At 61.3% G+C, this 22,687-nt stretch carries 20 protein-coding genes; 13 read left to right on the top strand and 7 right to left on the bottom strand.

The window, feature by feature from the left end; translation table 11 throughout:
- Positions 1-299 precede the first annotated feature (299 nt).
- From RBH77_RS22175 to RBH77_RS22160, 4 genes are read right to left on the bottom strand one after another with little or no spacing between them, the layout of a single operon-like run.
- On the bottom strand, positions 300-1,283 hold the full coding sequence (locus RBH77_RS22175; protein ID WP_311029737.1) for an acyltransferase family protein: 984 nt from the start codon (positions 1,281-1,283) through the stop codon (positions 300-302).
- A complete protein-coding gene (locus tag RBH77_RS22170; RefSeq protein WP_311029736.1) occupies positions 1,280-2,548 on the bottom strand; it encodes an O-antigen ligase family protein in 1,269 nt (422 codons plus the stop codon). Before RBH77_RS22170 ends, RBH77_RS22175 begins: the two co-directional genes overlap by 4 nt.
- A gap of 59 nt (positions 2,549-2,607) precedes the next feature.
- Positions 2,608-3,882: a polysaccharide biosynthesis/export family protein gene (locus RBH77_RS22165; RefSeq protein ID WP_311029735.1), complete on the bottom strand. Its 1,275-nt coding sequence runs from the start codon at positions 3,880-3,882 to the stop codon at positions 2,608-2,610.
- A 41-nt stretch (positions 3,883-3,923) separates the two neighbouring features.
- Positions 3,924-4,601 carry a sugar transferase gene (locus tag RBH77_RS22160; RefSeq protein ID WP_311029734.1) on the bottom strand — a complete coding sequence of 226 codons (678 nt, stop codon included), beginning with the start codon at positions 4,599-4,601 and terminating at the stop codon, positions 3,924-3,926.
- Between the two features lie 592 nt (positions 4,602-5,193).
- Between RBH77_RS22160 and RBH77_RS22155 the strand changes: the two genes are divergently transcribed.
- The 8 genes from RBH77_RS22155 to RBH77_RS22120 all read left to right on the top strand — a co-directional run bounded on the left by RBH77_RS22155 (position 5,194) and on the right by RBH77_RS22120 (position 14,253).
- The gene (locus RBH77_RS22155; protein WP_311029733.1) at positions 5,194-5,490 is read left to right on the top strand and encodes an exopolysaccharide production repressor protein; all 297 of its coding nucleotides are present in this window, start codon (positions 5,194-5,196) and stop codon (positions 5,488-5,490) included.
- A 129-nt stretch (positions 5,491-5,619) separates the two neighbouring features.
- Positions 5,620-6,645 carry a glycosyltransferase family 2 protein gene (locus RBH77_RS22150; RefSeq protein ID WP_311029732.1) on the top strand — a complete coding sequence of 342 codons (1,026 nt, stop codon included), beginning with the start codon at positions 5,620-5,622 and terminating at the stop codon, positions 6,643-6,645.
- A 255-nt stretch (positions 6,646-6,900) separates the two neighbouring features.
- Positions 6,901-7,734 (top strand): endo-1,3-1,4-beta-glycanase ExoK, encoded by an 834-nt coding sequence (gene exoK, locus RBH77_RS22145; RefSeq protein WP_311029731.1) that lies wholly within the window; start codon positions 6,901-6,903, stop codon positions 7,732-7,734.
- 16 nt (positions 7,735-7,750) lie between these two features.
- A complete protein-coding gene (locus RBH77_RS22140) occupies positions 7,751-8,926 on the top strand; it encodes a glycosyltransferase (RefSeq protein ID WP_311029730.1) in 1,176 nt (391 codons plus the stop codon).
- A gap of 38 nt (positions 8,927-8,964) precedes the next feature.
- Positions 8,965-9,951, top strand: a complete 987-nt coding sequence (locus RBH77_RS22135) for a glycosyltransferase family 2 protein (RefSeq protein WP_311029729.1) — start codon at positions 8,965-8,967, stop codon at positions 9,949-9,951.
- Entirely contained in the window at positions 9,948-10,910 is a 963-nt protein-coding gene (locus RBH77_RS22130; protein ID WP_311029728.1) for a glycosyltransferase family 2 protein, read from the top strand. Before RBH77_RS22135 ends, RBH77_RS22130 begins: the two co-directional genes overlap by 4 nt.
- Complete coding sequence (locus RBH77_RS22125; RefSeq protein ID WP_311029727.1) at positions 10,900-11,859, top strand: glycosyltransferase family 2 protein; 960 nt, start codon at positions 10,900-10,902, stop codon at positions 11,857-11,859. The genes RBH77_RS22130 and RBH77_RS22125 overlap by 11 nt, the downstream gene beginning before the upstream one ends.
- Positions 11,860-11,925: 66 nt before the next feature.
- Complete coding sequence (locus tag RBH77_RS22120) at positions 11,926-14,253, top strand: polysaccharide biosynthesis tyrosine autokinase (protein WP_371832893.1); 2,328 nt, start codon at positions 11,926-11,928, stop codon at positions 14,251-14,253.
- On the opposite strand, the gene RBH77_RS22115 is transcribed toward RBH77_RS22120, so the two are convergent.
- Positions 14,226-14,972, bottom strand: coding sequence for a metallophosphoesterase family protein (locus RBH77_RS22115; protein WP_311029725.1), 747 nt, complete (start codon positions 14,970-14,972; stop codon positions 14,226-14,228). The two genes, RBH77_RS22120 and RBH77_RS22115, sit on opposite strands and share 28 nt — an antisense overlap.
- 348 nt (positions 14,973-15,320) lie before the next feature.
- On the opposite strand from RBH77_RS22115, the gene RBH77_RS22110 reads away from it, so the two are divergent.
- The 5 genes from RBH77_RS22110 to RBH77_RS22090 are packed head-to-tail and all read left to right on the top strand — an operon-like array spanning position 15,321 to position 20,735.
- Entirely contained in the window at positions 15,321-16,400 is a 1,080-nt protein-coding gene (locus RBH77_RS22110; protein WP_311029724.1) for a glycosyltransferase, read from the top strand.
- A gap of 49 nt (positions 16,401-16,449) precedes the next feature.
- The gene (locus tag RBH77_RS22105) at positions 16,450-17,955 is read left to right on the top strand and encodes a lipopolysaccharide biosynthesis protein (protein WP_311029723.1); all 1,506 of its coding nucleotides are present in this window, start codon (positions 16,450-16,452) and stop codon (positions 17,953-17,955) included.
- 29 nt (positions 17,956-17,984) lie between these two features.
- The gene (locus RBH77_RS22100) at positions 17,985-18,986 is read left to right on the top strand and encodes a polysaccharide pyruvyl transferase family protein (protein WP_311029722.1); all 1,002 of its coding nucleotides are present in this window, start codon (positions 17,985-17,987) and stop codon (positions 18,984-18,986) included.
- Positions 18,987-19,026: 40 nt separating this feature from the next.
- Positions 19,027-19,836: a galactosyl transferase gene (locus tag RBH77_RS22095; RefSeq protein ID WP_311029721.1), complete on the top strand. Its 810-nt coding sequence runs from the start codon at positions 19,027-19,029 to the stop codon at positions 19,834-19,836.
- A 35-nt stretch (positions 19,837-19,871) separates the two neighbouring features.
- A complete protein-coding gene (locus RBH77_RS22090; RefSeq protein ID WP_311029720.1) occupies positions 19,872-20,735 on the top strand; it encodes a polysaccharide pyruvyl transferase family protein in 864 nt (287 codons plus the stop codon).
- Positions 20,736-20,739: 4 nt separating this feature from the next.
- Here the strand turns inward: RBH77_RS22090 and RBH77_RS22085 are convergent, their stop codons facing one another.
- Both RBH77_RS22085 and RBH77_RS22080 read right to left on the bottom strand, forming a co-directional pair.
- Positions 20,740-21,747, bottom strand: coding sequence for a glycosyltransferase family protein (locus RBH77_RS22085; RefSeq protein WP_311029719.1), 1,008 nt, complete (start codon positions 21,745-21,747; stop codon positions 20,740-20,742).
- 184 nt (positions 21,748-21,931) lie between these two features.
- On the bottom strand, positions 21,932-22,669 hold the full coding sequence (locus RBH77_RS22080) for an SIS domain-containing protein (protein WP_311029717.1): 738 nt from the start codon (positions 22,667-22,669) through the stop codon (positions 21,932-21,934).
- Positions 22,670-22,687: the final 18 nt, after the last annotated feature.

Raw genomic sequence — 22,687 nt, 5'->3', positions numbered from 1 at the left:
GCTCTATAGTGCCGGATCAAGTTCCGCGCGGCATCATGCATGGCCGCGTCATCGATGTTCACGACACCAGCAGCGGCCGCCTCGTATATGTCTTGCAGAAAGTCCAGGTCTTCCGGCGTCAGAACGCCATCCTGCGCCATTGAATGAAATGGCATTGGCACCTCCTGTCGTGAGGGACGGCCCCATCTTCTTTTCTTTGTCATTAAGTCACAAAGCGGGTGAGCGGGCAATCTCAGTCTTGCACGGACCGCGACTGGAGAACTGCCGTTGAGGTTCGGGAAGCGAGCGGCGGCCCGACCTCAGCGCCTCTCCGAATGAGGCATGAACAGTACCGGCAATTCCGATTGTGCCAATCTGAACATGAAAATGCCGAACGCGATTCCTGCCACGGAAGATATCAAAACCGCGGCAAGGGTCGGGACATGGAACAGGCCGGCAATTTTGGCGGACACGGAGATTGCGAAAGTGTGCCAGAGATAGATCATGTATGAGCCGTCGCCGGCGTAGGTGGCCCATTTCGATCGCGGCATCAACTTCGCCTTTTCAAGGGCAAGCGTTCCGACCAGCAGCAAGCCGGCCAACGGACCCAGGACGAACGGGTTGAAGCCTGAATAGGTGACGCCGACGACGGTAAAGCCGCAAACCGCGATGGCAATGAGAGCGATGCCAACCCCCGGCGATGGCATTTTCCCGGCGAGCCAGAACTTGCCGATGACCAGCCCGAGCGCGAATTCGATCAGGGCCGGATTTGTATAGGTCACGAGAAGCGGATTCTCGAAACGGAAGGCCAATCCGGCTCCAACGAGAAAGAGAAATATCCCGCTCAGGAAGATGAACCGCACCTCTTTGCGTATGAACAGCGTGAGGGCAAAAACAGCGTAGAAGAACATTTCATAGTTCAGTGTCCATCCCTGCACCAGCACGGGCCAGATCTCGCCACCGTTGGGCGAATGGTGCGGTATGAAGAAGAACGAGCCGAGCACGTGACCGACAGTCAGCGTCAGGTTGGGAAATGCGCCAACCAGCCCGCCTAGAACCATCGCGGCGCTGGCCAGCCAGTAGGCGGGAACGATGCGTCTGAGCCGGTCTCTGAAAAAGTCGAGCGGAGAGACCGGTCGCCTCTGCGAGATCGTCCACATGATAAAGCCGCTGACGACGAAAAAGACGTCCACGCCGGCTGCCCCGATGACGAAATGGCCGCCGGAGCGCTCGGCGGCGTGAAAGATGACGACCCCAAGCGCCGCGACCGCGCGAAGGTATTGCACGCCATGGAGTTTGTTCATCGTGCGTCGAGGGTCCAGGCGGTGGAGGGGCGACCGAACTCGGCCGTGGCCTGTCGGGATTGCGGGGCAGCGAGCAGTGCAGCCGAATAGTAAAGCAGGAAAGACCCGATCGCGTAGGGCGCGATGACGTCGACTTCGACGAAGGAACGCAACAGCAGCATGGCCAAAAGGCCGAGCATGATGCGCGCCGTGACATCGTTGCGATTGCCGAGAAAACGCATGAGGAACCCGGCTGAGGTGCGGATCAGGACGATCGCGAGCAATAGGACGCCGATCGCGCCGAGTTCGACGAGCGTCTCGATATAAGTGTTGTGGAAATGGAAGCCTGTCCGGGCGGTGATATAGAATTCCGCCCAGAGCCGCTCGGCATCCGGAAAGCCCTGCACCCAATAGGCCTGATATCCGACGCCCAGCAGGGGCGTATTGGCCGCCGCCGCGAGCCCCTGAGACCACAGATAGGTGCGGCCGGTGAGGGTCGTGTTCTTGCCGAACGCCGCCAGGATGAAGTCGAAGCCGCCGAGAGCCATGGCGGCAGCGGCCATGCCGATGCCCACCAGTATTCCGAATATCGCCAGCGTCTTGCGGGTTCTCGGTGGGAACGGCGTCAGGCCGCCTAGCCCTATCAGAACGAGGAGCGCTGCGATCGTGGTGATGAGGGCGGTCGCGGAATGGGACGCGATCAGTGCGTAGCCGGCGAGCCCTGTACAGATCAGAGCGAGCCCGCACCACAGCGCGCGCTCGCGCAGCACGAAGATGCATGCGAAGGCGAAATAGATACCGATCGAGCAGAAGAAGCCGAGAAGGTTCTTCGACGCGAAAGCACCGGAAAAGCTGAAGTCTCCGTCGAACGGGTCGTAATTATAGGAGCCGAAGGCCAGCGAATAGAGAACGACCAGCGAAATGCCCACGAGCGTACCAAGCGTGAACGTTCGGATGCCGATCGTTCGTGCGGCGATGAAGGCGCACAATATGTGGGTGGCAAGCTGAATTGCTGCCCGTGCCGAAACGCCCGGCGCCTGCGACCAGAACACGGAGAGACAGGCGAGGACGCCGAACGGCACGATCCAGTAAGTACGCGGTAGATCTCCCAGAACGCGCCGGTAGTCGACGAGAACCAGCGGGAACCAGATGGCATAATAGACCAGGATCGGGACTTTGCCGAAAAGGGTCGAATAGGCGAAAACGAACAGCGAGAGCGCGATCGCCGCCGTCCCGTACGCCAGGTTGCGGTCCGGATCGATGAGAATGGCCTTGGCGATCTTCATTGTTGTTGCCGCTCGTCGTCCACGCTCGTGCCAGCGGTCTTCCGGCCCGAAACCCGATCCTAATTGGAATTGGCGGTCGGCAGCATGAGACGGACCTTGACGATGTCGCCGGGAAGCACGGCGGTGTTTTCGTCCGCTTGGATTTCGTTTGTCTTGCCGTCGGTTTCTCGCACGATCGAATAGCTTACCGAAAGAGGCGATCCCTTGGCCGAATAGCGAGCCAATCCGGGGTCGTTCTGCGCGGCTTCCGCCATCAGGTCCTTGTACATGCCCATTTTCAGATTGGCGGCTTCCAGATCGGCCTCGGCCTGTTGCCGTGTCTGCGCGACTTCCGCATCGAAATCGTTGCGAAGGCTTGCCGCGTTCTGGTCGGCCTTGCTGATATCCTGCTTTGCCTGCAACTGGGTGGTTTCCAGGTCGAGGATCTTGCCCTCCAGGTCGGCGGTCCTCTGCTCGAGGGTAAGGACGCGCTGGTTCACGGCAAGGCCCTTGTTGGCGAGATTGCCGACGCTCGCCAGTTCCTTCTTCGAAAGATCGGCCTGGCGCTGCTGGGTCTCCATCTTCTGCGAAAGCGAGGTGATCTCCTGCTGCAGCAGCGTCTTCAGGTCGGCGAGCGCTTTCAATTGCATGTCGAGCTTCTTCCGCCGCGTCTCCTTGAATGCCGTTTCATCGGCCATCAGTTTCCTGCCCTCGGCGGTGTCGTTGAGTTCCTTCGGGAAGTCGATCTTGTCGTCGCCGGCCGCCTCGGCGACCAGCCGGGCGCGCGACGCCAACAGGCCCAACCGTTTGGAAGCGAGGACTTGATAGTCGCCGCGAGCGTTGATGAAATCGCGCAGAAAGCGCCCGCCCAGGTCGTCCGCACGGCGGACTCCGCCCGCGAGACTGACCGCCTTCAGCACGGTAAGATTCGGCAGATAAGGATAACGCCCGGGTGTCTGGGCATCGCCCGCCACGAAGAAGGGCCGGTACTCCGCGACTTCCACGGAGGCATATGGCTGGTCGAGGAGGCCGAACTTCTGCTGGAGTTCTTCGCCGATCTTCGCCGCGACATGGGCCGTCGATTCCCCTTTTACCGCCATTTCACCGATGAAAGGTAAGGAGATCGTGCCGTCCGGGCTGACCGTATATTCGCCGTTGATCGATCCCCAGTCGCGGACGGCCGCGGCCGCGGTCTGCCATTCGGCGACGCGGATGCTGAGCTTGTCCATCGCGCCGAGTTGGTATTCACCGGCATCGGCTGGTGGCAAATTTGCCAAGGCCATGAGAGCGGCCGCGACGATCAGCATGACGCCTGCCTGCATCGTCCGGCCTATGTTTTTGACGCTCGGCTTCATTCTCGGCTGGGTTCCTTTTTCGGTGCTCGTTTGGGTCGGCTTCAATAGCTGCCGCGCGAGGACAGCACCGCGGGAAACGTCTTGAAGATGATGATGATGTCGGCGGCGAACGACCAGTTTTCGACATAGTGCCGGTCATAGGCGACACGCGTGCTGTAAGAGACGTCATTGCGCCCGCTGATCTGCCATAGTCCGGTAAGGCCGGGGCGGGATTTCAGGTAGAATTCGGCGGCCGTTCCATAGAGCTTGAGCTCGTCCTCGACCACGGGCCGGGGACCGACGAAGCTCATTTCCCCTTTCAGGATGTTCATGAGCTGGGGCAGTTCGTCGAGGCTGAGTTTGCGCAACACGAGCCCGACGCGCGTGACCCTCGGATCGTATTGCAGCTTGCGTGTTGCCAGCCATTCCTGTCTGCTTTGCGGATAGCGCTCGAAATGAGCCTGCATGATCTCGTCGCCGTTTTCCGCCATCGTCCGGAATTTCAGGCAGACGAAGCTCGCTCCGTTTCGGCCGACACGCCGATGGCCGTAGAGAATCCGGCCGCCATCCGAAAATTTCACCAGGGTGGCAAGCATGAGGAGAAGCGGGCTGAGCAGCGCGAGCGCGAGAAAGGCGCCCGCGAAGTCGAACCCGCGTTTGCAAATGCCTCCTATCGGAGGATGCCCATTACCTTTACGTAGCCGAAAAGGCAGATTTGCTAACCTGGCGGCATATCTCATTCGTTGCTCCGAATTGGATAAGTGCCGAGGGATGTTGCAACGCAACAACCTCGTGCGCCGCCCGCCAGCGCTCAATTGAGGGGGGAAAGTCAAAAAAGTAGGGCACGCTCTATCATATTTTGTAACGATCCGTTATATTGCAATATGATGACAGTGCGTATTGGATTTATTAGGAAGGGGAGAGCCGAGTAAATATGAATATATAGAATATATATTTTTGTGAAATTACAAAGATATATGAATTTATGGGATATATATTTTTTATGATCAGATAGATACTATGCAGATGCTAATTAATTTGACTCGATTGCCGTGAGTTTTTGGAGAGTGATGCTGCGTTGCAGCGTAGGTATGCAAGGATCAAAAGTTTACCGCGTGGTGCGGATAGAATTGACGACTTTTGTTGCGTCGCGTCGTGCAGTCCAATATAAAGTCGAAGAAGGAACACATGGGCACATAGTCGGACAGGGCTGGTTCCAGAAAAGTTTCGGATTGTCCTTCCTTGCGGAAATACGGCTGTGTGCAACCGGGGCGGGAGGCCTTTTCACGTGACTTCAGACAATCCGCTCCTCGGCGGTACCGGGACATAATCATGTCCTTCCTGCTTTTTTTTCGCGGATTGATCGCCGTCCTGGTCGTGTTCGGTGTCGTCACCTATCTCATGACGCATTCGATCTGGACGACCCTGGTACAAACCGCGATTTGCGCCGTACTGATCCAGTTGGGATACTTCGCGGCCGTCTTGTACATGGTCCGGCGTACGCCCCGCGATGAGGGCAAGAATGCCGGAAGCGAAGGCAAAGTCTCCCCGTCCCAGGGATTGCTGAGTCGGGAAAGGCTGGAGCGCAAGGCAAGCGTTCCGAACGTGAATCGATCGCGCCAACCGTGAAACCCTCGAACGAGAGGCGGTCATGAAATCGCCTTCTCGAGCCGTTTAGCGTCCGACCTCGATTTAGAGATATCGTCCGCTGCGGCGCGCCTCGGCATGCCGCGAAGACTTCGATCCGATCGGGGTGCCATGGCTTTCGCGCCGGAAATCTGCGTCATCATAGCGGCCAAGGACGCGTCCCGCACGATCGGTCGGGCGGTTCGTTCGGCCTTGCGGGAAGCCGAGGTCGCCGAGGTCGTCGTGGTGGACGATGGCTCCGCCGATGAAACCGCCGAAGCAGCACGGGCGGTGGATGACGTTACCGGACGGCTTCGGGTGATCAGTCTGGAGGCGAATATGGGGCCGGCCTTTGCGCGCAATCATGCCATCGCGCATTCCGGCGCGCCGCTTATCGCTATCCTCGATGCCGACGATTTCTTCCTGCCAGGCCGCTTCACACGACTCTCGGACCAGCAGGACTGGGACCTGATCGCCGACAACATCGTTTTTCTCGATGGCCGTCACGTGACCGCAGAGCCGGATATCGCGGAATTTGATGCAGCTCCCCGCTTGCTGGAATTGGTGGAATTCGTCGGCGGCAATATCTCGAAACGAGGTGCGCCACGCGGCGAGATGGGTTTTCTCAAGCCGGTGATCCGACGGGATTTTCTCGAACGGGCCGGGCTGCGCTACCGCGAGGACCTTCGACTTGGCGAGGATTACGAGTTCTACGTGCGGGTGCTGGCACGGGGAGGACGTTACAAACTTGTTCATGGCTGCGGATACGGCGCGGTGGTGCGCCCGGATTCCCTGAGCGGCCGGCACCGGACGGCCGACTTGAAGCGCCTCTATGAGGCCGACCGGTCGATATTGGAAACAGAGCGCTTGAGCGGCGAGGAAGAAGCCGCCATCCGCCGGCACGAGCGCCATGTCCGAGCACGCTATGAACTGCGGAATTTCCTCGACATCAAGGCGGAATCCGGCCTTGCGAGAGCCGGCATCCATGGGCTTGCAAATGCCGGAGCCTTGCCGGCGATCGTCTCGGGCATCGCTTTCGACAAGTATGACGCACTTACGGCCCGGCAAGCGCAACCTGACGTGGTTCCGACCTCGCCGCGATACCTTTTGGCTGCAACGCCGGCGCGAAAAGCCGCACCCGACCCTGCGGGGCGATAGGGCTTGTTTCGTTATCCAAGGCGGCTTTGCGTTTCCCGACTTTGTCCACGGAAATCATATGGATGCGTATCAGAGGCTTTCTAGCGGTCCGGCGCGTGTCTAACAAATCACTACAAAAAGTTATCGAGGTGAGAGGGCAAATCCCGACAGGCGCCACATTCTTGCATCGTCGCTGCCCTAGATCGCGGTGCAACATCGATCCGACTTGAACAGGCGGCGTGGGGAGGCGCGGCCGAAAACAAAGGAGCCGCCTCCATGACGGCAAGGCTGAACGACAAGATGCGGACCGGCCTGAAGGCATTGCTCGCCGCAGGCGCGTTCATCGTCCCGCTTTCATCAAGCCTTCCCTCGTCCCAGGCGGCAGAAGTGCTTAAGGGCGCGACCGGAAAATCCTTCGTCGACAATTTCGACTCATTCGACGCCAGGCGGTGGTTCATTTCCGACGGTTGGAACAACGGCAAGCATCAGAACTGCACCTGGTCGAAAAAGCAGGTGTCGCAATCCGACGGCAAGCTGACCCTGACGTTCGAGGCACGGAAGCTGAAGGACCGCGACCATGTCTGCGGCGAGGTCCAGACGCGGAAGCGTTTCGGCTACGGCACCTACGAAATCCGCATGAAGGCGGCCGCCGGTTCCGGCCTCAATACCGGCTTCTTCTCCTTTATTGGGGAGGCCGACAAGCAGCCTCATGACGAGATCGACTTCGAGGTCTTGGGGAAAGACCCCTCGAAGGTGCAGTTGAACCAATTCGTCGGCGGCAAGGATGTCGGGGAAGAGAAGCTGGTTCCGGTCGCAGGCGGCGCCGACCAGGATTTCCACGACTACGCCTTCATATGGGAGAAGGACCGTATCCGCTGGTATGTCGACGGCAAGCTCATGGGGGAGGCGACCGATCCGGCGAAGATCCCCACCCACGCATCGAAAATCTTCATGAGCCTGTGGGGCAGCGACACGCTGAAATCGTGGATGGGCCCATTCAGCGATACGGGATCGCCGGTGACCGCCGAGATCGATCGGGTCGCGTTCACCGCGCTTGGCGAAAAATGCCAGTTCCCGCAATCCATGGCTTGCAAGCTTCAGGCCCAATAGGCGGACCGGAATTTCCATGCTGCGTGTGCTCTATTTCGTGCATGATCTCGCCGATCCCGCGGTTCGCCGCAGGGTAATGATGCTCGAGGCTGGCGGGGCTATCGTGACGCTCGCCGGCTTCCGGCGCGCGCCGGGCCTCCCCGCTGGATTGGAGCGCCTGCAGCCGATCGATCTCGGGCGGACCGCGGATGGGAAGTTCGTTCAACGGCTGAAGGCGGTCGCCGCCGCCGCCGTGGCTCTCGGCCCTAAGCTGAAGCGGGTCTCACGACCCGATGTCATCATTGGCCGCAACCTTGAAATGCTGGCGCTGGCCGTACGTGCCAGATCACTTTTCTCGGCCGAGATTCCGATCGTTTATGAGTGCCTCGACATTCATCGTCTGATGCTGGGCGAAAACGGCGTCTCCCGGTCCATGCGTAGCGCCGAGCGGGCACTCGGCCGTAAGGCATCGCTTCTCCTGACGAGTTCCCCGGCCTTCGTGCGCGAGTATTTTCGGCGTTTCGAGCAGATGGACGCGCCGGTCACGCTTCTCCAGAACAAGGTTCTGGAACTGGTCGAGCAGCCCTCTTCGTTCGACGTGCACCCCGCACTGCCAGCCGCGGATGAGCCTTGGACCATCGGCTGGTTCGGAGCGCTACGCTGCCGTAAATCGCTGGGATTGCTGGCGGAATTTACGCGACGCATGGAAGGACGGTTCGAAATCGTCCTGCGCGGCCGCCCCGCTTATTCGGAATTCTCCGGCTTCGACGGTTTCGTGACCGCAGAGCCGTTCATGCGCTTCGAAGGTGCCTACAGGAATCCGGAAGATCTTCCCGGTATCTACGGCACCGTCCATTTCGCCTGGGCGATAGACTTTTTCGAGGAAGGATTGAATTCGAACTGGCTGTTGCCCAATCGGCTTTTCGAGGGCTGCCGATATGGCGCGGTGCCTGTCGCAATGCGACGGACGGAGACCGGCCGCTTCCTCTCCGACCGCCATATGGGCTTTCTCATCGACGATGCCTCTCCGCGCGCGCTGGCCGAATGCCTCGGTTCCATCGATCGTGATGCCTATGCGCAGATGCGCGGCAAAATACTTGCCGAAGATCGCTCCACCTGGGTCTGCGATCTCCGCGATTGTCGTGCGCTGGTTGCGCGGCTTGCGGCGCTCAGCCCGGAAAAGGCAGGCGATCCCGTCCTGCAGGCCGCGTAGCCATGGCAGGAACAAGCGATAGGGCGGGCAAACCGCGGATGCCAAACGCAAAGCCCGCGATGATCGTCATTCCCTGCCTCGATGAGGCCGGCCACATAGCGTCCGTGATCGACCGGGTTTCCTCTTCGGCCGAGCGGCTGGACATGACGATTCTGGTGGTCGATGGCGGAAGCCGAGACGGCACAAGAGAGATCGTTGGTGAAATGGCCGTATCCAACCCCCGTCTGCATCTTCTCGACAATGAGAAGAAGATCCAGAGCGCGGCCGTGAACCTCGCGGTGGAGAAGCTCGGCGGCGGATTTGAAAGCCTTATCCGGATCGATGCCCATGGCGACTATCCGGACGATTATTGCGAACGGCTGGTCGAGGAAGCCGACGCGACGGGGGCAGACGCCGTCGTCGTGGCGATGGAGACCCGGGGCGCTGGAGTTTTCCAGAGAGCGACAGCCGTCGCGCAGAATTCAAGGCTGGGCAATGGCGGCTCCGCGCACCGCCTGGTCTCGAAAGGGCGATGGGCGGATCACGGCCATCATGCCCTCATCCGGGTGGAACCATTCCGGGCGGTCGGCGGTTACGACGAGAGCTTCAGCCACAACGAGGATGCGGAATTCGACTACCGGCTGACCGAAGCCGGCTATCGCATCTGGCTGACGGAGAAAACCCACATGGTTTACTATCCGCGTGCCTCGGTGACGTCGCTCTTCCGCCAATATCTCGGCTACGGAAGGGGACGCGCCAGGAATATATTGAAGCATCGGGTCGTGCCGAAGGGCCGCCAGATGATCCCGCTGCTTGTCGCTCCGGCGGTTGCCGGAGCCTCGCTTGCGCTCCTGAACTGGGCCGCGCTGCTGCCGGCTGGAATGTGGGCCGCGCTATGCCTCGGCTATGGAGGATGGATCGCCATTCGCCAGCGTGATCCTCACGGACCGTTGGCCGGGTTTTCCGCGATGGTCATGCACCTCGCCTGGTCGGCCGGCTTCTGGCGTGAACTCCTCGCCTTCCGCAGGCGCGAGACACGCGCATGACAGCGGATTTGCAGGATATGCGCGGGGCCGGCGTGCGGATCGACATATCCGTCTGTACTTACCGCCGGCCGGGATTGGAGGATACGCTGCGTTCCATTGGAGCGCTGAATGTGCCTGATGGCGCGGTCGTCCGCATCGTCGTCGCGGACAACGATGCCGTGCCGAGCGCGCGCGATCTCGTTTACCGGCTGGCTTCGCTTCTGCCGTTCAATATCTCCTATCTGCATTGCCCGGCGTCGAACATTTCGCTCGCCCGCAACGCCTGTCTTGATGCCGCGACCGGCGACCTGCTTGCCTTCGTCGACGACGACGAGATGGTTTCGCCCGATTGGTTGATCGAGCTTTTGCGCAGCGCCGCCGAGACCGGCGCGGATGCCGTGTTGGGCCCGGTCCGAGCCGTTTATGGCGACGATGCGCCCCGCTGGATGAAGCGTGGCGACTTCCATTCGACCCTGCCGGTCTGGGTTCGGGGCGAGATACGCACGGGCTACACCTGCAACGTCCTCCTGCATCGGTCATCGCCGAAGCTTGCGGGCCGCCGGTTCAATCTTGCGCTCGGCCGCTCGGGAGGCGAGGACACGGAATATTTCGCGCGCCTTCATGAAGCCGGCGGCACGGTCGCATTCGCGCCCGAAGCAATCGTCTATGAGCCGGTTCCGGTGGATCGGGCCCGGTTCGCATGGCTAGCGAAACGGCGGTTCCGAATGGGGCAGACACACGGACGCCTTCTGGCAAGAAACAGAAGCGGCGCGGCCATGGCACGCGAAATTGGCTTCGCCGGTGCCAAGACCGCCTATTGCCTGGCCGCTATGGCACTGACAGTGCTGAGTGCGGAAAAGCGCAACCGTTCGCTGTTGCGCGGCATCATGCATGCCGGCGTCGTAAGCGGCCTGCTTGGAGTCCGCGAGATCATCCAGTACGGCGACCAGCCCGTGGGAGCGCATGGCAATGTCGATTGACGTGACATTCCTGATTGCGGCCTTCAACGCCGAAGAGACGATCGCCCGCGCGATCGGGAGCGCGCTTGCCCAGGAAAGCGTCGGCGTCGAAGTGGTGATCGTCGACGACTGTTCCAGCGACGGCACCGCCGCCATCGCCGAAGGCTTTCCGGATGAGCGCGTTCGTGTCATCCGGCTCGACAGTAATCGCGGTCCGGGTGGCGCGCGCAACGCGGGGCTCGACGCGGCGCGCGGCCACTGGATCGCGGTGCTCGATGCCGACGACACGGTCCGTCCCGATCGCATGGCGCGCCTGCTTCAGCGTGCGGCGGAGACCGGTTCCGAGGTCGTGGTCGACAATCTCGATGTGATCGACGAAGCGGCCGGTACGAGCATGCCCATGTTTGGGATCGAGCGCCTTCAGGCGATGCCGGAAATGATGCTGGCCGATTTCATCGCCGGAAACCTTCTCTTCGAGGAGAAATTTTCCCTCGGTTATATGAAGCCGGTCATCAGGCGTGATTTTTTAGAGCGGCACGCACTGCGCTATGCCGAAACGCTCCGTATCGGCGAAGACTATCTGTTTCTGGCTTCGGCGCTGGCCGAGGGCGGCCGTTGCGCCGTGGAGCCTGAGCCGTTCTATGTTTATCATATCCGGCCGGGTTCGATCTCGCGCGTGCTTGAGCTTCGCCATGTCGAAGCCATGCTTGAGGCGGATAAGGCGTTCCTGCGCGGTCATGCGTTGGACCCCACGGCACGTCGAGTCCAGACAAGACGCACCCGCAATTTGCGCAAGGCGGCGTCCTACCTGTCTTTGATTGGCCACCTGAAGGATCGCGCCGCGCTCAAGGCAGCGGCCACCGCGATCCGCGATCCGGCGGCCGTCCGGCTTCTCGGGATGCCGATCTCGGTCAGGCTTCGGCGCGTCATGCGGCCTTTTCGACAGGCGGGGCGGGTAGCCGCGGAATGACGAGCTGGCCCTTTCCAAGGGGCTATCGACATGAACAGCAATGAACGTAAGGCGATTTTCCCGGTCATGTACCAGCGGAATCAACCATTGAGCGGCCCGTTCCGGCCAACGCCCGAGCAGGCGAACGAGTTCATCGACCTCGAACAGCTGCTCGCCATCGCGCAGCGTCGTGTGTGGATTGTCATCCTTTGCGCGATTGCCGGGCTTGTGCTCGGCGTCCTCTATCTCCTCGTCACGCCGCCGGAATATACGTCCGTCACCGATGTCCTGATTGACGACAGTATGCAGAAATATGCGCAGGATACGGCGAGCCCCGCGCCCGCCGCCGCGCAACTGGATGCGCAGGTCTACAGCCAGGTCGAGATCATGAAGTCGGAAAAGCTGGCGCGCTCGGTCGTGGCGGCCGAGAAACTCGACCAGAACAACGCCTTCCTTTATCCGCCGCAGTCTCCGCTCGACTGGGCGAAAGGCGAGGTCAAAGGTGTGATTCGCTGGTTCCTGCCCAGATCCGAAGGGACGGGTAAGGGCGGTATCTCGCCGGCCGAAGCGAAGGTGCAGAGGGCCGTTGAGGTTCTGCAGTCCAATTTGACCGTTACCCGCGTCGGCCACAGCAATGTCATCGAACTCTCCTACCTGGCCAACGATCCGCAGCTTTCCGGCAGCATCGCGAGGGCGTACGCCAAGGCGTATCTGACCGACCAGCTCAATGCCAATTTCGACGCGACCGAACAGGCTTCGATATGGCTGCAGGGGCGGATCGACGACCTTCGCGAACGTTCGCAGCAAGCAGCGCTCGAAGCCGAAAAATACCGTGCCGCGCACGGCCTCACCTCGACCAGCGGCGAATTGCTGTCCGATCAGCAGCTCTCGGACCTCAACAAGCAATTAATCCTGGCCCAGGCCGACACCGCGAACGCCTTCGCGCGCTACAGCCAGTTCAAGGCGATCGTAGACAGCGGGCCGGACAACGCGGTGAAGAATGCGACGGTACCGACCGACAAATCCGTTGGCGGCAGCAACAACGCCATCATCAACGATCTCAAGGCGCGCTATCTAGACATCACCCGGCGCGAGCAGGAAGTCGCGTCACGCTTTGGCGAGGATCACCCGCAGGCGGTGGCGTTGCGCGCCCAGCAGGCCGACCTTGAGAAGCAGATCTATCACGAACTTCAGCAACTCACAGAGAGTTATCGCAACGAATACCAGGTTGCAAAGGCGCGTGAGGAATCGCTCCGGCAGAACGTGTCCAAACTCACGGGCCAGAACACCACGGACAGCCAGTCCATGGTGCAACTGAAGAATCTCGAGCAGAGGGCGGACGCGCTCTCGACGCTCTACAGGGATTTCCTTTCGCGGAACGCCGAGGCTTTGCAGCAGGGGTCCTTCCCGATCGCAAAGGCGCGGGTCATATCGGATGCCATCGATCCCAAATCACCCTCGAGCCCGAGGAAGATCCTGGTGCTCGGTCTGTCGATCATACTTGGCATGTTTGCCGGAGCCGGCATCGGCGCGGTCCAGGAGTTCCGCGAGCGTTTCTTCCGGACCGGCGAGGATGTCCGCGACATGCTCAACCTCAATTTCTTCGGTTATCTGCCCAGGCTTGGGCGGCGGGTCGCTCACGCAAGGAAGGACGATCCCCCGGCCGTCGGCACACCGTCTTCGCAAACGCCCAGCCCGCTTAGGATAGCGTCGCGAGCGCCCGCTTCCTCCTTCGCGGAGACGCTGCGCAACATAAAGCTCGGTGTCGACATCGTATTACACGGCAGGCCGTGCAAGCTCATCAGCTTCATCTCGGTCCTGCCGCGTGAGGGCAAGACCACGGTTGCGGCCAACTTCGCCGAACTGTGCGCCGCGACGGGCGCCAGGACGCTTCTCATCGATGGCGACATGCGCAATCCGGGGCTGAGTCGTGCCCTTTCCATCGCACCCGAAGCCGGGCTGGTCGAAGCGATCCTCGGGGAGGAGCGCTGGCAGAACGTCGTCAAGGTCACGAGCGGGACGAGGCTGTCGATCATTCCGAATGTGCTCGGCGGCCGGCTGTCGCATACAAGCGAGCTGCTTTCCGGGCCGGGCATGGCAAACCTCATCAATGCCGCCCGCGGTTCGTACAATTACATCATCGTGGACCTGCCGCCCTTCGGTCCGGTGGTGGACGCAAAGGCTTTCGAGCAGCATGTCGACGGTTTTGTCCTGGTGGCCGAATGGGGAGCCACGCCGAGAAACCTCGTGCGCACCGCATTGCAGAACGAGCCCCAGATCGCGGCGAAGGTGCTCGGCGTGGTGCTGAACAAGACGGATACCAAGAGGCTTGGCCGTTATGGGACTTACGGCGCGGCGGAACACTATCTCGACAAGTATTCCTCGTATTATCGGGAGCCTGCGGACTCGATTTGAGAGGCTTCAGCCCCTGTCACGATGAAACGGCCGCGATTCCTCCATATGCGAAGCGCGGTCAGCCGTCCGCTGAAATAGGCGCCGGTGTCGATATTGATGCGTCGCCCGTAGCGTGTCGCCTGCTCGACCGGCGTGTGGCCATGGACGACGTAATGCCTCAATAGATGGGCGTGCTCGTAAAAATCGGCCCGGATCATAACGAGATCCTCGTCGGTCTGCCGGTCCGGTTCCCGTTCCGGCCGGATGCCGGCATGAACGAATACGAAGCGCGCAAATGTCGCCATGAGGGGCAGCGAACGCAGGAAATTGCGTTGCGAAGCCGGTATCGTGGCGCGGATCATGCCGTCAATGTCGCTGTCGGTCTTGTAGATCGCCTTGAGCCGCTCATAGTCCAGTCCGTAGGATGTCAAGGTGGGCGATGCGCCCATCCTTAGCCATTCCCGCCGGCTGATCCGTTCCTCGAGATAGTCGAGCATGGCGATCTCGTGATTGCCGGCAAGGCAGATGCGCTCGAAGCCGACAGGCGGCGGCGCCATCAGATGGTCGAGCACTTGTGCCGACGAGGGGCCGCGATCGACATAGTCGCCCAGCATGACGATCAGCTTGCTTGCCGGCAGGTCGGCGCTGTCGGCGACGATCATGGCTTCGAGTTCCAGCAATTCGTCGAGGCAGCCGTGAACGTCTCCAACCGCATAGACGACCCGATCGACTGCCGGCACCGAGACGCGTCGGCGGACTTCTCTTTGTCCGCGCGGAGCGAGTAGCCTGCCAAGCCTCATCGCAAAGGCCTGCCTCGCCGGAAAAGCATTCTCCCGATACGTCTATCCATGACTTCACTCGTCCCGGAGGCTCTCGGAAAATTCGCGTCGAGCCCTGCTTTTTCCACAAACTGCATGCATGAATGCCCAAGCCGCATCCCCGTTGCGGGGCGGCGTCATGAGGCTGCCATATTGTGCGGTGCAATACCTCATGGCAACAATCCGCGGCCCCCTTTCGAGGTCGCGGGCGCCTGCGGGCGTTTTTCCTCTTTACCCTTGGGCCGGGGGCGGAGAGTGAGCAGCGGCACGATGAGAATCCTGTTTGCCGGCGGCAATGGGTATTATCCTGAATTTCATGGCGGCGTTCAATCGAGTACGCATCATCTCGTAGAACAACTTCGAAGCCATGGGCATGAGGCCTCCGTTCTCGCCGCGCTTTTCGGCGACGGGGTCTTCGGCATGGCCGCGCGCATCAAGTTGAAGCTTTTGCGGCAAGGGGCCGTGATGGACCGTTTCCCCGGCTATCCGGTGGTGCGCGCATGGTTTCCTTGCGAGGCGGTGCCCTTCGCGGTTTCGCGCGTTACTCCCGACGTCGCCGTCGTCCAATGCCATAAATCCGTCCCGCTGGGAAAAGCGCTGGAAGCCGCTGGCGTGCCTCTGGTCGTCTATCTCAGGAACGTCGAATTTAATGAACTGGCGGGCGATCCGTCGGAACTCAGGGGCGCGCATTTCATCGCCAATTCCGAATTCACCGCGCGTGCCTATCGGGCGCGGTTTGGCATCCGCTCCACCGTCATCCCGCCCACGATCGACCCGGAGAAGTACCGAACGAAGACGTCGAGGCAATACGTTACCTTCATCAATCCCTACACCGAAAAGGGCTTTGAAAAGGCCGTCGAGATCGCCAGGCGCTGTCCCGAAATCCCGTTCCTTTTCGTGGAAAGCTGGAAACTGGACGGCGAGCGTCGCATCGAAGTCGAGCGGACGCTGTCGCATCTCGGCAACGTGGTTTTCGAAGGGCGCACCGACGATATGAAGACCGTCTACGGCCGCACCCGGATCCTTCTTGCGCCCAGCAAATGGGAAGAGGCCTGGGGGCGCGTTGCTTCGGAGGCCCATTGCAGTGGCATTCCCGTGATCGGCTCGCGTCGTGGTGGGTTGCCGGAAGCGATCGGCGAAGGCGGCGTCGTGCTCGACTATGATGCCCCCATTGAGGAGTGGGTGTCCGAACTGCGGCGGCTTTGGCGTGATGAAAGCCGCTATGATCGCCTTTCGGCCGCGGCGCTGCGCTATGCAGCGCGCGTCCAGATGGACCCCGAGCATCAATTCTCCGCCTTCCTCGGTGTCCTTGAAACGGCCACACGAAACTCGGCCGCCATCGCGGCATAGGCTTCGGCCGCTCGCCGGAAAGCAACAACGGCATTTTCAGGTTCGGTTTATGAGCAGCATCACAGGACGGCTGATCAAGGGCAGCATGTGGCTCAGCCTGTCCCGAGCCGTCGTCAACCTTTTGGCGACGCTCAGCACCTTTGTGCTGGCATGGTATCTGACGCCGTCCGATTTCGGCCTAGTGGCGCTTGCGACCACGATGCTGCTCATCGTCACCACCGTCACTGAACTGTCGCTCACCCAGGCTCTGATCCGCCACGAGGCGCCGCAGGAATCCCATTTCAGCGCCGCCTGGACACTCAACGCGACGCGTGGGCTGATCCTTTGCCTCCTGTTTTCCGCCGCTGCCTATCCGGCGTCGATCCTCTATGAAGATCCGAGATTATTCGGTGTGATGCTGGCGCTGGGCGCAAGCGTGTTCCTGAGCGGCCTGGCCAACCCGCGGCTGGTGATGCTCCAGCGGGACCTGATCTTCTGGCAGGAATTCGTCCTCAGCGTCTCGCAGAAATTCACCGGCTTCGTCGCCGCGGTACTGATCGCGATTATCTACCAGACCTATTGGGCGCTCGTGATCGGAGCGTTGGTCAGCCAGGCGACGAGCGTCTTCATCTCCTATCTGGTCCTGCCCTTCCGTCCGAGGATCACGTTCAGCCATGTGCGAGAGTTCTTTTCCTTCTCCGCGTGGCTGGCGGCGAGCCAGATCACTAACACGCTGAACTGGCGCTTCGACTATCTTCTCATCGGCAAGGTGCTAGGCGGCGCGAGCCTCGGCTTTTACACGGTCGGCAGCAATCTCGCGCGGATGCCGACCCGTGAGGCGACCGCGCCGCTGACCCAGACGATCTACCCAAGCTTCGCCAGCATACGCAACGACCCAAAACGTTTGGCCGCTGCCTATCAGCGCGTGCAGGCGCTGGTTTCGGCGATCGCGCTTCCCGCGGGTATCGGCGTTGCCGTGATCGCCGATCCGCTGGTCCGCCTGACACTCGGTGAAAAGTGGGCGCCGGCGATCTTCATCATCCAGTCGCTTGCTTCCGTCTATGCGCTCCAGACCCTCGGCTCGCTGGTGCAGCCGCTCGGCATGGCCAAGGGCGAGACACGGATCCTGTTCCTGCGCGACACACAGATGTTGCTCGTCCGCGTGCCGATCATCTTTGTCGGACTGATCACATACGGAATGCACGGCGTCATCTTCGGCCGCGTTTTCACCGGCCTCTTGAGCGCCTTCGTCAACATGATCCTCGTGAAGCGTTTCATCGGCGTCGGCGTGTTCAAACAACTGGCCGCCAATGGCCGGACGCTTGTGAGCGTTGCTGCAATGGCGGCCGGCGTATCGTTCGTCTCGACATTGATGAACGCGGCGGTTGATCGGCCGGCGCTCGTGCTGCATCTCGCCGTTCTCGTCGGGTCCGGCGCCGCTCTCTATTGCGGAACGACGCTTCTTCTTTGGTTGGCAATGGGACGCCCCGAAGGTCCCGAGACGGAGGTGCAGAGGATATTGGCGAAGATCCTGTCAAGTGTCCGGCCCGCGGTCCGGCAATTTCCCGCGGCATGAGCGCTAATCTCGACGGACGGAGAACGACGATGCGATCCCAACCGAGCTTGGCCCTGATTGCGAAGATGAAGGGCATGATCGACGACTGCCTGAAGGATCATGTTCGGGAAGACGAGCCCCTGGCCATCCTGGATTTCCCCGATATCCGCAATTGCGGCGATTCCGCCATCTGGCTCGGCGAGATGGCGTATCTGGCAAGTCGCGGCAAGCGGCCGGCCTATGTCTCACGTATGCGCGACCTGTCGCCGGACGCGCTTGAGCGAGCTGTTCCCGAAGGGCCGATCTTCATCCATGGCGGCGGCAATTTTGGCGACCTGTGGGTCTCGCACCAGGATTTCCGCGAACAGGTGCTGGAGCGGTTCCCGCATCGGCGGGTCATCCAGTTCCCGCAGTCGATCCATTATCGCTCGGAGCAACGTGTCGAGCAGACGGCGCGCGCAATTGGCCGGCATCGCAATTTCCTGCTCCTGGTTCGCGACGAGGAATCGAGGGATTTCGCCAGGAAGCGCTTCGACTGCGAAGTGCGCCTTTGCCCGGACATGGCGTTCTGGATCGGCATGGTCGAGCCGAATGCCGCCGAGTTCCCCGTTCTGGCCATGCTGCGGGCCGATCTGGAGAAGACGGGCGAGGTGGATCGCTCACTCTATCCCGGTCTGCCGATCGAGGACTGGATCACTGAATCTCGTCGCCGCGTGCGGGTGTCGAAAGCCGCCGGTGCGGCCTCGGCGCTCCTCGCTCTGAAGCCCGCCGAGATGAGGCTGCGCAAGCTGGATGCCGCGGCGCACAACCGCTTCCGCCGCGGCATTCGCCAGATTTCGCGCGGCCGGGCAATCGTCACCGACCGGCTGCATGTCCATATCTGCTCGCTGCTCATCGGACGGCCGCATGCCGTGCTCGACAACAGCTATGGCAAGATCGCTCGTTTCATGGCCGCGTTCTCCGGCGGGACGGAATTGACTTATCGGGCCTCCTCTCTCGACAACGGATTGGAATGGGCGGCAGGTCGGGCCGGCATGGCCCTCGCCGCCTGAAAAGTCCGATGCAAACAAGAAAATTTGGAGATCGCTCTCGATGACGCTCCTCACCTTCATCATACCGGTTCGACATCAGGACAACGCCCGCGACTGGAGCCTCCTGAAGGCGAACCTCGCCGAGACCGTCGCGTCGATCGCGAACCAGACGAGCGGCGAGTGGCGCGGGATCATCGTGGCGAACGAGGGCGCCGAACTGCCCGAACTGCCGGATCGGGTCGAAGTCGAGCGCGTCACCTTCCCGCCGAACGACATGCATGAGCGCGGCAACGCCGACGTCGAGGATTTCCGCGAAGCCTTCCGCATCGACAAGGGGAGGCGGGTGTTGAAGGGCATGCTGCGTGCCCGCGACAGCCGTTTCTTCATGATTGTCGACGACGACGACTTCGTCAGTTCGCGGCTGGTCAGCTTCGTATCGGAAAACCGCGATGCGAACGGCTGGATCATCGACCGGGGCTACATATGGGACCATGGTGGCAGGCTCCTTCTGGGGAACGATGATTTCAACCATGTTTGCGGAACGTCCCTGATCGTCAGGGCCGACCTCTATCGCCTGCCCGAGCGGTTCGAGGACGCACCCGCCGGATGGATCAAATCGATGCTGGGCAGTCACCATCGCATCAACGAGATATTGGCCGAACATGGCACGCCGCTGGCGAAGCTGCCGTTTCGCGGCGCGGTCTATCGCGTCGCCCATGGCGGCTCCCATAGTGGCACGCCAAGCTTGCTTTCGCGCTACTTCCTGAATTGGGGGGCGCTGAAGAGACCACGCCGGATGCTGCGCAACCTTTCAAGTCTGCGGCTGGTCGACGACTCGGCGCGGCGGGAATTTTTCGGAAAGGCCGCATGAATGGCTGGATCGTTCGGCCCCGCTGGAACAGCACGATGAATTCGATGCTCACAGGCTCTGTGCGCATGCGTGAACTCATCCGCACGGTGGGCAATCTGGCGCGTTCCGATAGCCGACCGCCCGCTGGACATACACCCGGACACCGGCCCCACGGAATAGAGTTGTTCTGGTGGCGGTCGCCGGCCGGCGTGAATTTCGGGGACTATCTCTCTTCAGTGATCGTGACCAAGATGGCTGCCGACGCCGATTGCTTCCTCGGCGAGGAGCGGCCTACTCCGATCCGCTTGCTGGCGGTTGGTTCCATCCTGCATTTCGCGCGCGACGGTGACGTTATCTGGGGCTCTGGCGTGAACGGCAAGGTGCCGGTCGAACGCCATACCTTCAGCCAACTCGATATACGCGCGGTTCGCGGCCCGCTGACCCGCGATTTCCTTCTCCAACGGGGGATCGAGGCACCTGAGATCTTCGGCGATCCTGCGATCCTGATCGCGGAGTTGCTCCCGTCCCGCTTTCCTCGTCTAGCCGGGCAGGCCGATCCGGTCGCCTTCGTTCCAAATTTGCACGATCTTCCCGCCATGGAGGGCTGGGAGAACGTGGTTTCGCCACTCGATCCGTGGTGGTCGGTCGTGCGCCGGATATCGAGGGCGCGCCACGTCATCTCGACCTCCCTACACGGACTGGTGGTAGCGGATGCCTTCGGCGTGCCGTGCACCTATCTGCGCCTGTCGGAGGAGGAGAACCTTTTCAAATATGAGGACTATATCCTCGGCGTTGGTCGTTCCGGGCTGCGCGTCACCCGATCCCGAGAGGAGGCGGTGCGCGCAAGCCCATTCGATCCGATCCGGTTCGACACCGCCCGCCTGAAAGCAAGCTTCCCTTACGACCTTTGGAATCGCTGAGAGGCTACTCCAGCGATCGCAGGAAACCGGTCACGTCGTTCCCGACGCGCTGCCATTCATAGGCGGAAAGGTCCGGAGCGCCCGACGTGCAGGCATCGAGCGAGGCGAGAAAACGGGTGATATGATCCGCTGTTATCTCGCCGTCGAAGAGATGCACCCATTCCTCGCCCAACTCCTGCTGCAGTTCCGGCAGGCTGCCGATCCGGGGTGCCAGGATCGGCTTGTTGCGCCCCAGTGCGTGCAGCGCCACGCCGCTGTTCAGGATGTTCCGGTAGGGCAGCACCACCGCGTCATGCGCGTCGATTGTGCGCTCCAGTTCCCCGTCGGGCACGAAGCCGTTTCGGATATCGAGGTCGATCCGCATATCCTCGCCCGCCGCGATGCGAATCCTGTCCTCCAGATCCTCGTCCTGGCACACGCCGGTGACGGTCAGCGAGAATGGCGTGAGCTCAACCTTGCGCGCCTCGGCAACCAGCCGTTCCACGTTCTTGTATTCACGGATCATGCCGAAGAAGAGCGACCGGTTGCGGCGTTCGGCGGCAACGAAATCGCTTGGCGGCCCGACGAGCGGCTCGTAGCGCCCGTGCACGGTGACCAGAGCTGGCAGGGAGCGGGTTTGCGGATAAAGGCGGTGAAGCTCATCGAGCGAGTATCGCGAGAGGACGATCACGCCGTTGAGCAGCCTCAGGAACAGGCGAGTCGTCAGTTGCGATTTCACGCTGCCGCCGTCATGCGGTTCGAGATTGTGTACGACCCACACGAACTTCGTCCGGTGCTGGAGTTTGTCCCGCAGCATCATGGCCAGCAGCGCAAGGCTTGCTTTCCGGCTGGTCGGTCGGAAAAATTCGGTCGGCCAGTGGAAGACCACGACATCGTAGTGGCCGTGCCCGAGTTTTTCCCATTCGAACGCCTCGCGCTCGAAGCTCGCATCGTCGATATGCCGGGAAAATAGCCCGGCGAAGCTGTTGCCGGTTGCCGAAATGGGTTTCAGTCCGAGCACCGGCCTTTTCATGCAGTCTGTTCCCGGCGTTCTCGAAAATCCGAGCAATTCCTTGCGTCGCGTCTTTCCTCAAACAGCAATTTCGTGGCCTCTGTGCTCTGCCTGGGCCGCCCGCGCTTCTGCCTATAGCGACAAAAGGCCAATTTCCGGGCGGCCTCGAATTTCGAGGACGATCACCAACAATCCTGTGGAGCGCTTAAAGATGCGGGTTGCGTGACCGGTAGCGGGCAATGAGTGCCTTGTTGGTCTCCGCCGCGCCGGGCATATTGGCGCTGAGATAGATCGGCGCGCCCTTGCTTGAGCTCTGCAATCTTGCGGCCGCTTCCGCCATGACGGCATTGACCAGAGCCGCACCGATCGACGTGGAGACCGGGCCGACCCGCAACGTGCTGTCGGGCAGTTCCGTGACCGCGTCGCCGGGCGGCGCACCATTGTCAAGGACGATGTCGGCGATCTCGGCGAGACGCGGACGGCCTTTGGCCGCGGCTTTTGAATAGTCTTCGGACGTGATGGCGATGACGATTGCGCCGCGCTCCTTGCCGAGCCTCGCCGCCTCGACGGGCGCTGAGTTGACCCCGCTGTTCGAGGCCACGACCAGCACGTCGTTCGGCCCGATCGGGTAGCGCGCGAAAATGGCGGCTACGACACCCGGCATGCGTTCGAACACTGTGCCGGCGACAGCGCCGTCATGCAGCATCGTCGTTCCCGACAGGATTGGCACGGTCAGCGCCAGCCCGCCGGCGCGGTAATGCGCTTCTTCGGCGAGCATGTGGCTGTGCCCCGTGCCGAAGATATAGACGAGCCCGTCCGCGAGCGCGGTTTTCTCGACAGCCTTCGCTGCTTCCGCGATGGCGTCGGTGTTCCGGTCCAGAAGGCCGCCGATACGCTCCGCCAGTTCGTTCAGATAGGCCGTCGCCGTCGGTATCCCGCTCATTTATCCGGCCTTTCGTTT

It is taken from the genome of Mesorhizobium koreense (genome assembly GCF_031656215.1).
Classification (GTDB): Bacteria; Pseudomonadota; Alphaproteobacteria; order Rhizobiales; family Rhizobiaceae; genus Mesorhizobium_L; species Mesorhizobium_L koreense.
Note: the sequence above shows the minus strand (reverse complement) of the source record. Positions and strands in the feature narration are given on the sequence as shown.

Excerpts from the sequence above, each read along its gene's own strand:
- RBH77_RS22080 (WP_311029717.1), bottom strand. The coding sequence starts at position 22,669 with ATGAGCGGGATACCGACGGCGACGGCCTATCTGAACGAACTGGCGGAG.
- RBH77_RS22160 (WP_311029734.1), bottom strand. The coding sequence starts at position 4,601 with ATGAGATATGCCGCCAGGTTAGCAAATCTGCCTTTTCGGCTACGTAAA.
- RBH77_RS22155 (WP_311029733.1), top strand. The coding sequence starts at position 5,194 with ATGTCCTTCCTGCTTTTTTTTCGCGGATTGATCGCCGTCCTGGTCGTG.
- RBH77_RS22100 (WP_311029722.1), top strand. The coding sequence starts at position 17,985 with ATGCGATCCCAACCGAGCTTGGCCCTGATTGCGAAGATGAAGGGCATG.
- RBH77_RS22130 (WP_311029728.1), top strand. The coding sequence starts at position 9,948 with ATGACAGCGGATTTGCAGGATATGCGCGGGGCCGGCGTGCGGATCGAC.
- RBH77_RS22140 (WP_311029730.1), top strand. The coding sequence starts at position 7,751 with ATGCTGCGTGTGCTCTATTTCGTGCATGATCTCGCCGATCCCGCGGTT.
- RBH77_RS22105 (WP_311029723.1), top strand. The coding sequence starts at position 16,450 with ATGAGCAGCATCACAGGACGGCTGATCAAGGGCAGCATGTGGCTCAGC.
- RBH77_RS22085 (WP_311029719.1), bottom strand. The coding sequence starts at position 21,747 with ATGAAAAGGCCGGTGCTCGGACTGAAACCCATTTCGGCAACCGGCAAC.
- RBH77_RS22175 (WP_311029737.1), bottom strand. The coding sequence starts at position 1,283 with ATGAACAAACTCCATGGCGTGCAATACCTTCGCGCGGTCGCGGCGCTT.
- RBH77_RS22090 (WP_311029720.1), top strand. The coding sequence starts at position 19,872 with ATGAATTCGATGCTCACAGGCTCTGTGCGCATGCGTGAACTCATCCGC.
- exoK (WP_311029731.1), top strand. The coding sequence starts at position 6,901 with ATGACGGCAAGGCTGAACGACAAGATGCGGACCGGCCTGAAGGCATTG.
- RBH77_RS22135 (WP_311029729.1), top strand. The coding sequence starts at position 8,965 with ATGCCAAACGCAAAGCCCGCGATGATCGTCATTCCCTGCCTCGATGAG.
- RBH77_RS22125 (WP_311029727.1), top strand. The coding sequence starts at position 10,900 with ATGTCGATTGACGTGACATTCCTGATTGCGGCCTTCAACGCCGAAGAG.
- RBH77_RS22120 (WP_371832893.1), top strand. The coding sequence starts at position 11,926 with ATGTACCAGCGGAATCAACCATTGAGCGGCCCGTTCCGGCCAACGCCC.
- RBH77_RS22110 (WP_311029724.1), top strand. The coding sequence starts at position 15,321 with ATGAGAATCCTGTTTGCCGGCGGCAATGGGTATTATCCTGAATTTCAT.
- RBH77_RS22150 (WP_311029732.1), top strand. The coding sequence starts at position 5,620 with ATGGCTTTCGCGCCGGAAATCTGCGTCATCATAGCGGCCAAGGACGCG.
- RBH77_RS22170 (WP_311029736.1), bottom strand. The coding sequence starts at position 2,548 with ATGAAGATCGCCAAGGCCATTCTCATCGATCCGGACCGCAACCTGGCG.
- RBH77_RS22095 (WP_311029721.1), top strand. The coding sequence starts at position 19,027 with ATGACGCTCCTCACCTTCATCATACCGGTTCGACATCAGGACAACGCC.
- RBH77_RS22165 (WP_311029735.1), bottom strand. The coding sequence starts at position 3,882 with ATGAAGCCGAGCGTCAAAAACATAGGCCGGACGATGCAGGCAGGCGTC.